Consider the following 11,635-nt stretch of genomic DNA (forward strand, 5'->3'; position numbering starts at 1 on the left):
TCAGGATATTGTGAAAAATACAACCTCGGGTATGACTTCCGTTTATTCGGCGATCGCTGCGCCAACCGGTGGGATTTTATTATTGCCGACGGCGCTTATTTTACTATGCCAAAGCGGTATCGCGCGGGCGGAGGACTACTTTGATCCGGCGGCATTAGAATTTGCCAATCCGCAGCAAAAGACCGCTGATTTACACTATTTTGCTAAAACAGGCGGCCAGCAGCCCGGGACATATCCAGTCAGCATCTGGGTAAATAACCAGGAAATAGCCCAGAGCGAGGTGACATTTGTCGACAGCAACGGCGCGCTGCAGCCGCAGTTAACCCCGGCGCAGCTGGCGGAATATGGCGTCAACGTCAGCGCTTTCCCGGCGTTTAATACCCTGCATGAGGGAGAGCCGTTCACCCGCATCGAGCGTTATATTCCTGATGCCAGCAGCCGTTTTGACTTCGCCACTCAGCGCCTGAACTTAAGCATTCCCCAGGCGGCAATGAACGTGCAAAGCCGCGGGTACGTCGATCCGGCGCGCTGGGATGAGGGGATTCCGGCGGCATTTGTTAACTATAACCTGACCGGGTCGCAAACCCGGCAGTCGGATGACAACAGCCGCTCCAGCTACCTGAATTTACGCAGCGGAGTGAACTTTGGCGCCTGGCGACTGCGTAACGTCTCGTCGATGGAGTATGACCGGACCCGGCGCTGGAATTCACAGAGCACCTGGCTGCAGCGCGACCTGAAGTCACTCAAAAGCCTGCTGCGGATGGGCGATACTTTTACGAGCGGCGACGTTTTCGACAGCGTGCAGTTTCGCGGCGTTCAGCTGATGTCGGATGATGAAATGCTGCCGGATAGCCAGCGCGGCTTTGCCCCGACGATCCGCGGTATGGCGCACAGCAATGCGAAAGTCACCATCTCCCAGCATGGCTACGTTATCTATGAAACGTTTGTCTCGCCGGGAGCGTTCGCCATTAACGATCTCTATCCGACGGCGCAAAGCGGCGACCTCGAAGTCCAGGTTAAAGAGAGCGACGGTTCGGTGCGGACCTTTACCCAGCCCTTTTCAGCCGTACCGTTTATGCTGCGCGAAGGACGAGTGAAATTTAGCCTGAGCGCCGGGCGCTACCATTCGGGGCAGAGCCAGACGCCATCGCCGACATTTTTGCAGGGGACGCTATTTTATGGGCTGCCGGCCGAGTTCACGCTCTACGGCGGTAGCCAGCTGGCGCAGGATTACCAGTCCTGGGCGCTCGGCGTCGGACGTGGTTTTGGCGAGCTGGGCTCGCTTGGGGGCGATGCAACATGGGCGAATACCAAAACGCCTTCGGGAAAGCGCTCGGCGGGCCACTCGCTGCGCGTGCAGTACCAGAAGGATTTTGCCGGAACCGGCACCTCATTTAGCCTCGCCAGCTATCGCTACTCCTCTGGCGGTTATTACGACTTTAGCGAGGCCAACGCGCTTGAAAGCCGCAATGGCCTTGTGGACAACAAGCGCAGCCGGGAGGAAATCTCCGTATCGCAGGCGTTTGGCGGTATGAGTAGCCTGGCGATTTCCGCCTGGTCACAGGAGTACTGGCACCGCCAAAGCCGCGATGAAACAATCCATCTCGGATTTTACAGCGCCTGGCGAGGCGTTTCGTGGGGCGTGGGTTATTACTACACCCAGTCTTCCGATCGCCAAAAAGCCGATCGCTCATGGTCCTTCAACCTGAGCATTCCGCTTGGCGGCCCGCTTGCCGAGAGCGCGATTAGCTATAGCACCACTTCCGACAATAACGGACGCACCTCGCAGCAGGCGTCGCTGTACGGTTCGATTCCGCGTAATCCCCATCTCTATTATTCCCTTCAGCAGGGCTACGCTAACGGCGGACAGGGCAGTAACAGCAGCGCATCGCTGGATTACCATGGCGGCTACGGAACCGCGCAGCTCGGCTATCGCCAGGATAGCGGAAGCCATCAGCTGACCTGGGGCGCAGCAGGCTCCATCGTCGCCCATCCTCATGGCGTGACGCTGGGGCAGACCGTCGGCGATAGCTTTGCCATCGTACGCGCGCCGGGAGCCGCCGATGTGGCGATTCAAAACGGCAGCAACGTGCATACCGACTGGCGGGGTTATGCGGTGGTGCCCTCGCTGACGGCGTATCGCAAAAACACCATTACGCTCGATACCGAATCGCTGGCCGACGATGCCGATGTTGAACTTGAAGGACAGACGGTGATCCCCGGCGGCGGGGCGGTGGTGCAGGCAAACTATCAGACCCATATCGGCAACCGAGTACTGTTTACGCTCAGCGATAGCCGCGGTCCGCTGCCGTTTGGCGCCAGCGTTCGCCTGCGTAAGGCTGAAGACGAGCAAGGCGCGGTTCCGGGCGGCATGGTGGCTGATGGCGGGCAGGTCTATCTGAGCGGTATCCCGCAAGAAGGGACGCTTGATGTTGCCTGGAACGCCGACAATATCTCGCGGAAATGCGCGCTGCATTTCCATCTTACCGATACCGTACAGCAGGGACAGAGTCCGGTAAAAACCGTCTCTGGCGTTTGCCAGTAGGTCAGCACTGAGGTGATTTTGCGCATAGTATCGTTTTTATTGCTACTGATGGCCGGGATTTATAGCCACGGCGGGTGGGCGGAAACCTGTAAAGGGGATATCGGTCAGATGACCGTTAACGTCCAGAATATTAAGTATCTGCCTACGCTGCCGCTGAATACGCAGATGACCAGCGTGATGGCGGATAACGGCAGCGGGATTCATTTCACCTGCGATCTTCAACTGCCGAAAGCGGCGGCTAAACGTCTGGTGTATCGGCAGCTTAAAACCGCCTCATCGCCCCTGTCGATCGGCGGCCAGCACGTTTTTCCCTCCGCGCTGGACGGCATGGGCTACACGTTGGGCTTTCAGTGCAGCGGCGGCGCCATTCGCGTGATTGATGGCAGCCATGCGGCCGGTAGCGCGGAGTCCGTGACGGTTTGCGACAGCAATGAAATAGCTAACCTGCTGACGCAGCAGCAGATTGTGGTGAAAGTCTTCGTGACGTTTTATAAGACCGGCGAGGTCGCTCTGGCCAGCGGTAACCACGCTAACGTTCCGGCGCAGCCGCAGATTGGTGAACTGACTATTCAGCAGCAGGCCGATAGCAGCGCCGCTTTTGTCGCCAGCCCGCCGGTCACTCTCGATATGGCCGCGCTGAACGTCGATATCGGCAGCAGCGGCAGTTGTCAGGTCTCAACCGCGAATATTCACGTCAGCCTCGGCGCGGTAAATAAAGCGGAGTTTAAAGGCAAAAACACCGTCGGCGGCAGCGCCAGGAGCTTCTCCATTCCGGTCTTCTGTTCCACGCCGACCGATATCCGTATTGGTTTTTTTGGCGTGACGACGCAAACCGGGGGGACGGATACCCTGGCGCTCAGCAAAGACAATGCCTCCGCGAGCGGGGTGGGCGTCAGGCTGACCTACGGCAATAACAGCGCCCCGGCGCCAGCAGTCGGAACCGGCGTCAAAATCAACGAAGCCAGCAACTTACCTGTGCTCAAGCGGATTACCGCCAGCAGCGCCGGCGCGGCGGAAAATATCAACTTCAACGCCCAGTACATACAGACGGATGACGCGGTAACCGCCGGTACCGCCAATAGCATGGTGACGTTTGCGCTGGAGTATAACTGACCGTCGCTTTCGCGCTGCGGCTCACAAAAAAGAGATGTCATAACGATTTTTCGCACAGTGAGCGGATCGGTACGCTATCAATGATCGAGAGATTAAGCGGCTGACCGGGAGTACTTATGTGCGGGAAAATCGAAAATGAAAATCGCCTTTGGTGAGCTTAAGCCTCTTTTGCAGGCGCAGCGCGTTTTTGTCGGCGGGCAGAAACTGGTCTGCGCCCACGCCTTTTACCGTGATGACCTGCCGATCGATGTACCGGAAAACCTGGCCACCGAGGCCTATACCACCTACTGGGGGCGCTGCGGTGAACGGCTGGCCTCACTGGGTGCTTTTAGCTATACGCGAACCCTGCTGCCAGCGCTCATCAGGGTAGGGCGCTACACCTCGATTGCCGATCGGCTACAGGTGCTGGGCGACCGGCATCCGTTGGAGTGGGCCAGCGCCAGCCCGGTTTTTTATGCTCATCACTCTGGCGTGATGGCGACGCTGGCAGCCGACAGCGGCAGGCCCAACCAGTTTTACCCTTTTGAGAAAACGCCCCGGCCAATAACCATCGGCAACGATGTGTGGATTGGTCAGAATGTCACCCTGGCGCAGGGCATCACGATTGGCGATGGGGCAGTGATTGCCGCCAACGCGCTGGTGGTCAAAGACGTCGCGCCGTACGCCATCGTCGGTGGTCATCCGGCGAAGGTCATCCGCATGCGCTTTAGCGAGGCGATTATCGAGCAACTGCTGGCGCTACGCTGGTGGCGTTACTCTGCCCAGGATATTGCCGTTTGTCCGGTTAATCAGGTTGAACGCTTTTGCGAGCTGCTCGCCGGGCGCGTCGCTGAAGGGACGCTGTCCGCTTTTTCGCCGCCGGTATTGACGGCGACCATGATTAAAGATTTTATGGCGAATAAACAGCATCCGCCGCGCAGCGCGGTGTAATCAGAAACGGTTCACATTTGGACAAGGATAAAAAGATGAAGTTGAAGTCAGGTATTGCTTTCATCATTGCCGCCATCGCCTTTGGCGCTCAGGCGCGCGACATGAACAGCATCCAACAAAGCGGCGAACTTAAAGTCGGCGTGCCGGGAGACTACGCGCCGCTGGCGTTTCACAATAAAGCCGGAGAGCTGCTGGGCTACGATGTGGATATGGCGAAAGATCTCGGCAAGCGCCTTGGCCTGAAGGTGCGCTTCGTGCCGACCAGCTGGCCAACTCTCTCCGCCGATCTGAAGGCCGACAAGTTTGATATCGCCATGGGCGGGGTGACGGAAACCGCGGCGCGGGCGAAAGATTTCGCGTTAAGCCAGCCGGTGGTGCCGAACGGCAAAATTGCGCTGGCTAACTGCGCGGCAGCGCCGGCCCTCGGTAGCCTGGAAAAAATCGACCAGCCGAACGTGAAGGTGGTGGTGAATCCGGGGGGAACCAACCAAAGCTTTGTTGATGAACATATCAAGCATGCGCAAATTATCCGGGTGAAAAACAATATCGATAACCTTGAAGCGCTGCGGCAGAAAACGGCGGATATGATGGTGACCGACCTGATCGAAGGCGTCTATTACCAGAGCAATGAACCGGGCGTATTCTGCGTGGCTAACGAGACGCCGTTCCCGGGAACCGCGAGCTTTAAAGTCTATATGATGAATAAAGATAACCCGCAGCTGCTGGAGAAAGTAAACCAGTGGCTGGATAGCCAGGATAAAAATGTGCTTAAGCAGAAGTGGCGCATTCATGACCAGGTAAAACCATAAAGCAATAAAGGTTTTCTATGCGGATCTGGCGGAAGATAATCAGCGCATCGGGTTTTCCGCCAGTACATCGTGAAGCAGCCAGTCATAAAACACCTTCACTTCCGGACGCATGATCGCATGCTGCGGCGTCACGATGTAGTAGGACCAGGTTAGCGGCCAGCGGCGGGTGGCCTGTAGCTGGACGAGTTGCCCCGTGGCGAGGTGCTGCCTTACCAACGCCCGGCGGACGAGGGCGACGCCGCGCCCGCTGAGGGCGGCAAGGATAACCGCCGACGTTGAGTCGATATGCATCCCGCTATCGCGCGCCGTCGGGGCCTGAGCCGCGGCCAGCACATCCTCCCATGAGGGAAAGCTGGCACCGGGATGCGGCGTATCATCATGAATCAGCTTTTGCGCCGCCAGCCACTCGCCGCAGGTGGTTTTGTCTGCCGGGACGATAAGTGGGCTGCACACCAGCAACGCCTCTTCATCCATCAGCCAGGTTTTATCGACCCCGGGCCAGTCACCGCGGCCGCAGCGAATACCTAAATCCGCTTCGCCGTGGGCCACATCCATCAGCTTTTCCGTAACGTTGAGGCGCAGGTCGATATTTTCATGGGCGGCGGAGAAGCGATTTAAGCGCTCCATCAGCCAGTTCATCATCAGCACCTGCGAGGCGGTGATCACCACCACCGAACGCGCCCGGCGGCCGCGAAGCTTATTCAGCCCGCTCTCCAGCTTATCCAGTCCCTGAGTAATATCCTGCAGCGCTTCCTGGGCCTCGCTCACCAGGGTCAGACGCGCTTTACCGGCACGGGTGCGGTGCAGCAGCGGATGGCCGACCCACTCTTCCAGCGCCCTGACCAGCTGCCCGACGGCGGCGGGGGTCACCCCCAGCTCGCGCGCCGCGCCGGTAAAGCTGCCGTGGCGGGCGGTGGCTTCAAAAGCGTGAAGCCATTTCAGTCGGTTAAGCGATCGCATGCTGGATATCCCTCAGTCAAATTTCGCCTCAGTATAGGCCATCAAGATAGATTTTCTTTGCTGCAGGACTATTTCTTCTCATTCGTCAGCGCGGTTCAGGGCAGGCATGCTGAGGCCATACAAGCAACCGTGAAGAGGTGAATGATGAATACGACGTTTATGGGAAAAAAACTGCTCGTGATTGGCGGGACCAGCGGTATGGGGCTGGCGACGGCCAAACGGGTGGTGGAGAATGGCGGCAGCGTGGTGTTGGTGGGCAATCGTCGGGAAAAGGCCGAACAGGCGCGTCAGGCGCTGGCGACATACGGTAAGGTGGATATTCTCGTGGCCGACCTGATGAGCGAGGCCGGTATGCAGCAGGTCATGGCGAACATCAATGCAGAGCATCAGGATATCAGCCTGCTGGTCAACGCTGCCGGCGTCTTCTTCCCGAAGCCGTTTATCGAACATGAAATGGCCGATTACGATCGGTATATGAATCTCAACCGCGCGACGTTTTTTATCACCCGTGAGGTGGTGCGCAATATGCTGGTCAACGGCATCAAAGGCTCGATTGTGAATATCGGGTCGATGTGGGCGCAGCAGGCCATCGGCGCGACGCCGTCCTCGGCATACTCCATGGCGAAGGCGGGGCTGCATGCGCTGACGAAAAACCTGGCGATTGAGCTGGGCGGTAGCGGTATTCGGGTCAATGCGGTATCTCCGGCGGTGGTGCATACGCCAATCTATGAAAACTTTATTCCTGAAGAGGATGTGAAGGCTGTGATGAATAGCTTCGACGGCTTCCATCCCGTTGGCCGTGTCGGCACGCCTGATGATATCGCGCAGACCGTCACTTTTCTCCTCAGCGAGAGCACCCGCTGGGTGACCGGTGCGGTTTGGGATATTGATGGCGGCGTGATGGCTGGTCGGAATGTCTGATTACGTTCATTATGTCAGTCAGGGTATTGGCATAACGAAAACGAATTCAGGATAAAAGAGTCCATGAGCGCTGAGATAACGCTGCCCGTCGGGCAGCAAAACCAGAATATTATTCGCCTGGCGACGGCACAGGCGCTGGCGGGAGCAAACTCGGTGGTGTTTTACGCCACAGGGGCGATTGTTGGCAACGCCATCGCGCCCGTACCGACGCTGGCAACGCTGCCTGTCACCATTTTTGTGCTGGGTATGGCGGCCTGCATACTGCCGTTTGGCGAACTGGCCAGACGGCGCGGACGCAAGACGGTCTTTATGACCGGCACCGGGGCCGGTGTGTTGACGGGAATGCTGGCGGCGCTGGCGGTGGTGCTCGGTTCGTTCTGGCTATTCTGTATCGCGGCCTTTTTCGGCGGCGCCTATGCGGCGGTGGCGGTTTCTTTCCGCTTTGCCGCCACTGATGGCGTCAGCGGCGAGCGGCGCGCCCGGGCGCTCTCCCTGGTTATGGGGGGCGGCGTGGCGGCGGGGGTTATCGGCCCGATGCTGGTGACCAGCACCATGAATCTGTGGCCACCACACACCTTCGCAATGACCTTTATCGCTCAGGGACTGGTGGCGGCGCTATCGGCGCTGGTTTTACTGGGGGTAAAAACCGCCGCGCCGGTGGCGCAGACCCAATCTGGCGGGCGTCCGCTGGGCGAAATCGTACGCCAGCCGGGGTTTTCCCGGACGGTATTCAGCGGCGCAATCTCCTATATGGTGATGAATTTTTTGATGACCGCCGCGCCGCTTTCCATGCACATGCACGGTATCTCGCAGCAGGCATCGAATCTGGGCATTCAGTGGCATGTGATCGCCATGTATGGCCCAGGATTTTTTACCGGCAAGTTGATTAATCGCTTCGGCGCCCGGCGTATTAACGCTGCAGGGTTGATTCTACTGGTGCTGTCGGTGATGGTTGGCCTCGCCGGTATCGACATTATGCACTACTGGCTGTCGCTTATTCTGCTCGGCATTGGCTGGAACTTCGGCTTTACCGGCGCGTCGGCGCAGATTATGGATTTCCACCGCCCGGAAGAGAAAACCCAGGTGCAATCGCTGAACGATTTTATTGTCTTCGGGGTCATGATGATTGGCTCGTTTTCCTCCGGCGCATTGATGAATCTCTTCGGCTGGAATGCCGTGCTGTGGGGGTCGCTGGTGCCGGTTGTGGTTGCGCTGATCGCATTATTGTTCGGCAGGCGTCCAACATTAAGAGGATAAGCCGCTTCGCTTTTTAAACGCGAGCGGAAGTATTTTTCCGCTCTTTATTTTTGTCACGACAGCATTTTTCAAATGTGAATTGATTGCATGAAATAGAATTCATATCTCATTTTTTCAGGTGATGGATCTCGTTAATGCGATCCCTCACATCCGCTTATGAACCTTTATAAGATAAAAGGAAATATGTGTGGGTGAGTTTTTATCCCCGGAGTGAGGTGCGGCATAATATTTAGATGATAGGGCTGGCTTATTATATCTATAGGTCCTGCCTGTCGTGGGTTTTGACGTTAATCAATATACGCAGTGCTTTCACCGCTATTATGTTACGTGAAATTATAAGTATAAGACGTCATTATCTCAGCTGCAATGCCTCAAAGGAATGATCTTATGAAGAAAATTGCGACCATTACGGCCTCTGTCATTACCGCAGGCTTGTTATGTTATTTAGGGTTGTCAGGCTATATCTGGTATTACGACAATCAGCGTATTAAAAAAAACGAGCAGCAACTCTCGGCGGTTGACGAAAATAATAAAGTTCTCTCTTTTTTTAGTGAAAAAGGTTGCGACTACTGCCATACGCCAGCGGCGGCGTTGCCCTTTTACGCCTCTTTTCCCGTAGCCAAACAGTTGATGGATTATGATGTGCGGCTGGGATACAAATCCTTTAGCCTGCAATCCGTGCGTACCTCCCTGATTGACGATAAACCCGTTTCACAAAGTGAATTAAACAAGATTGAGTGGGTTATGCAGCATCAAACGATGCCGCCCACGCGTTACGTCGCGCTGCACTGGGCCGGCAGAGTGAGCGACAGCGAACGTATTGAGATACTCAACTGGATAAAGCACCAGCGCGAGCGCTACTACGCCAGCGCGGATACCGCCGCGGAGCATCGTAATGAACCTCTCCAGCCGATCCCTAAAAAACTGCCCGTCGATGAGCAGAAGGTTGCGCTGGGTTTTCGTCTTTATCATGACGCGCGAATATCGGGCGACAGCACAATATCTTGCGCACACTGTCACGCCTTAAACGCGGGCGGGGTAGATGGCAGAAAAACGTCCATTGGCGTAGGGGGGGCTATTGGGCCAATTAATGCGCCAACGGTATTTAACGCTGTCTTTAATATTGATCAATTCTGGGACGGTCGGGCGTCAACGCTGCAGGAACAGGCCGGTGGCCCGCCGTTAAACCCCATTGAGATGGCATCAAAATCCTGGGGAGATATTATTAATAAACTGGATAAAGATCCTGTATTGAAAAAGGATTTTTTAGCCGTTTACCCGCAAGGTTTTAGCGGTGAACGCATTACTGATGCTATCGCTGAATTTGAAAAAACATTAATTACCCCCGATGCGCCATTTGATAATTGGCTGCGCGGTGATGAAGGCGCTCTGACCGCCCAACAAAAACATGGCTATCAGCTATTTAAGGATAATAAATGTGCTACCTGTCACGGCGGTATTATTCTCGGCGGCCGCTCTTTTGAACCTCTGGGGCTGAAGCGTGATTTTGATTTTGGCGAAATAACGGCTGCTGATATTGGCCGAATGAATGTGACTAAACAAGTTCGTGATAAATTACGCCAAAAAGTGCCGGGTCTGCGTAATGTGGCTCTCACCGCCCCCTATTTCCATCGCGGTGATGTTCCGACGCTTGATGGCGCGGTAAAACTTATGCTGCGCTATCAGGTCGGTACTGAATTAGCACAAAAAGATATCGATGATATTGTCGCTTTTCTGCATAGCCTGACCGGTGTCTATACGCCATATCAGCCTGGGCAATAACGGTATGACGATGAGCGAACGTTCCCGGAGTTGGCTGAGGGCCATTAAACTGTACCGCGAATGCGATGGTCGGACGCTGATGAAGGATTTTTCATTCAGCGTTTCGCCGGGCGATTGGGTGCAGATCGCCGGAGGCAACGGTGCGGGGAAAACGACCCTCCTGCGCCTGCTCGCCGGACTGGCTCGCGCGGATGCCGGTGAAATCTACTGGCAAGGCCAACCCCTGCATCGCGTACGCGACGGCTACCAGCAAAACCTGCTGTGGATTGGCCATAAGCCGGGAATCAAAGCCCGTCTGACTGCCCTGGAAAATCTACGCTTTCTTTATCAACACGACGATATCGCTCAATGCCGGGAGGCCCTGGAACAGGCGGGGCTTGCCGGCTACGACGATACTCCCGTTAACCAGCTCTCCGCCGGTCAGCAGCAGCGCGTGGCGCTGTCGCGTCTCTGGCTGACCCGCGCCCGGCTGTGGATCCTCGACGAACCTTTTACAGCTGTCGACACGGCAGGCGTCGAGCGCCTGATTCAGCGCATGGCGCAGCACACGGAACAAGGCGGCATCGTTATCTTCACCACCCATCAACCCATTACCGCGGCGTCCGGCAGGATACGGCGCATTGCGCTGAGCGGCGAGGGGACGGAACGGTGATGTGGCGGATTTTTTGTCTTGAACTGCGGGTCGCGTTTCGCCATCGCGCGGAAATCGCCAATCCGCTGTGGTTTTTTCTGATGGTCATCACCCTGTTCCCGCTGGCTATTGGTCCGGATCCGCAGCTTCTGGCGCGGCTGACGCCCGGCATTATTTGGGTCGCTGCGCTGCTCTCCTCGCTGCTGGCGCTGGAGCGCTTGTTTCGCGACGACTTTCAGGACGGCAGCCTCGAACAGCTGATGCTGCTGCCTTTGCCGTTGCCGGCAGTGGTGCTGGCTAAGGTGATGGCTCACTGGGCGGTGACCGGTCTGCCCCTGCTGATCCTGTCGCCGCTGGCGGCGCTGCTGCTGGGCATGGACGTCTATGGCTGGAAAATTATGGCGCTGACCCTGCTGTTAGGGACGCCAACGCTGGGATTCCTCGGCGCGCCGGGCGTGGGGCTCACCGTCGGGCTTAAGCGCGGCGGCGTGCTGTTAAGCGTGCTGGTTCTGCCGCTGACGATTCCGTTACTCATTTTTGCCGCCGCCGCGATGGATGCGGCGGCCATGCATCTGCCGGTTGAGGGGTATATGGCGATTCTGGGCGCGCTGCTGGCGGGCAGCGCAACGTTAAGCCCTTTTGCGACGGCGGCGGCGCTTCGCGTCAGCATGCAGTAGCGCCTGTCTC

At 56.8% G+C, this 11,635-nt stretch carries 10 protein-coding genes; 9 read left to right on the plus strand and 1 reads right to left on the minus strand.

All coding sequences use genetic code 11. The annotated features are described in order from the left end of the window. The first annotated feature begins 10 nt into the window (after positions 1-10). From EGY08_RS21860 to EGY08_RS21875, 4 genes are all read left to right on the plus strand, one after another. The gene (locus tag EGY08_RS21860; RefSeq protein WP_004123911.1) at positions 11-2,545 is read left to right on the plus strand and encodes a fimbria/pilus outer membrane usher protein; all 2,535 of its coding nucleotides are present in this window, start codon (positions 11-13) and stop codon (positions 2,543-2,545) included. 48 nt (positions 2,546-2,593) lie between these two features. Further along, the gene (locus EGY08_RS21865; RefSeq protein ID WP_049114728.1) at positions 2,594-3,658 is read left to right on the plus strand and encodes a fimbrial protein; all 1,065 of its coding nucleotides are present in this window, start codon (positions 2,594-2,596) and stop codon (positions 3,656-3,658) included. A gap of 135 nt (positions 3,659-3,793) precedes the next feature. After that, positions 3,794-4,588, plus strand: a complete 795-nt coding sequence (locus EGY08_RS21870; protein ID WP_112167337.1) for a CatB-related O-acetyltransferase — start codon at positions 3,794-3,796, stop codon at positions 4,586-4,588. Between the two features lie 35 nt (positions 4,589-4,623). Continuing rightward, positions 4,624-5,397 (plus strand): transporter substrate-binding domain-containing protein, encoded by a 774-nt coding sequence (locus EGY08_RS21875; protein WP_049114726.1) that lies wholly within the window; start codon positions 4,624-4,626, stop codon positions 5,395-5,397. A gap of 39 nt (positions 5,398-5,436) precedes the next feature. Here the strand turns inward: EGY08_RS21875 and EGY08_RS21880 are convergent, their stop codons facing one another. Continuing rightward, positions 5,437-6,357, minus strand: coding sequence for a LysR substrate-binding domain-containing protein (locus EGY08_RS21880; RefSeq protein ID WP_049114725.1), 921 nt, complete (start codon positions 6,355-6,357; stop codon positions 5,437-5,439). Between the two features lie 144 nt (positions 6,358-6,501). Between EGY08_RS21880 and EGY08_RS21885 the strand changes: the two genes are divergently transcribed. The 5 genes from EGY08_RS21885 to ccmB all read left to right on the plus strand — a co-directional run bounded on the left by EGY08_RS21885 (position 6,502) and on the right by ccmB (position 11,625). After that, positions 6,502-7,278: an SDR family NAD(P)-dependent oxidoreductase gene (locus tag EGY08_RS21885; protein WP_004123898.1), complete on the plus strand. Its 777-nt coding sequence runs from the start codon at positions 6,502-6,504 to the stop codon at positions 7,276-7,278. 63 nt (positions 7,279-7,341) lie between these two features. Further along, complete coding sequence (locus EGY08_RS21890) at positions 7,342-8,535, plus strand: MFS transporter (protein WP_049114724.1); 1,194 nt, start codon at positions 7,342-7,344, stop codon at positions 8,533-8,535. A gap of 387 nt (positions 8,536-8,922) precedes the next feature. After that, on the plus strand, positions 8,923-10,317 hold the full coding sequence (locus EGY08_RS21895; RefSeq protein ID WP_004123895.1) for a cytochrome-c peroxidase: 1,395 nt from the start codon (positions 8,923-8,925) through the stop codon (positions 10,315-10,317). A 10-nt stretch (positions 10,318-10,327) separates the two neighbouring features. Beyond that, positions 10,328-10,969: a cytochrome c biogenesis heme-transporting ATPase CcmA gene (gene ccmA, locus EGY08_RS21900; protein ID WP_032741933.1), complete on the plus strand. Its 642-nt coding sequence runs from the start codon at positions 10,328-10,330 to the stop codon at positions 10,967-10,969. Continuing rightward, positions 10,969-11,625 carry a heme exporter protein CcmB gene (gene ccmB, locus EGY08_RS21905; RefSeq protein ID WP_004123893.1) on the plus strand — a complete coding sequence of 219 codons (657 nt, stop codon included), beginning with the start codon at positions 10,969-10,971 and terminating at the stop codon, positions 11,623-11,625. Before ccmA ends, ccmB begins: the two co-directional genes overlap by 1 nt. Positions 11,626-11,635: the final 10 nt, after the last annotated feature.

The sequence above is a fragment of the Klebsiella sp. FDAARGOS_511 genome, assembly GCF_003812845.1.
Taxonomy (GTDB): Bacteria; Pseudomonadota; Gammaproteobacteria; order Enterobacterales; family Enterobacteriaceae; genus Klebsiella; species Klebsiella grimontii.

Coding starts and splice junctions, on each gene's coding strand:
- EGY08_RS21865 (WP_049114728.1), top strand. CDS start 2,594: ATGGCCGGGATTTATAGCCACGGCGGGTGGGCGGAAACCTGTAAAGGG.
- EGY08_RS21870 (WP_112167337.1), top strand. CDS start 3,794: ATGAAAATCGCCTTTGGTGAGCTTAAGCCTCTTTTGCAGGCGCAGCGC.
- EGY08_RS21875 (WP_049114726.1), top strand. CDS start 4,624: ATGAAGTTGAAGTCAGGTATTGCTTTCATCATTGCCGCCATCGCCTTT.
- EGY08_RS21880 (WP_049114725.1), bottom strand. CDS start 6,357: ATGCGATCGCTTAACCGACTGAAATGGCTTCACGCTTTTGAAGCCACC.
- EGY08_RS21885 (WP_004123898.1), top strand. CDS start 6,502: ATGAATACGACGTTTATGGGAAAAAAACTGCTCGTGATTGGCGGGACC.
- EGY08_RS21890 (WP_049114724.1), top strand. CDS start 7,342: ATGAGCGCTGAGATAACGCTGCCCGTCGGGCAGCAAAACCAGAATATT.
- EGY08_RS21895 (WP_004123895.1), top strand. CDS start 8,923: ATGAAGAAAATTGCGACCATTACGGCCTCTGTCATTACCGCAGGCTTG.
- ccmA (WP_032741933.1), top strand. CDS start 10,328: ATGAGCGAACGTTCCCGGAGTTGGCTGAGGGCCATTAAACTGTACCGC.
- ccmB (WP_004123893.1), top strand. CDS start 10,969: ATGTGGCGGATTTTTTGTCTTGAACTGCGGGTCGCGTTTCGCCATCGC.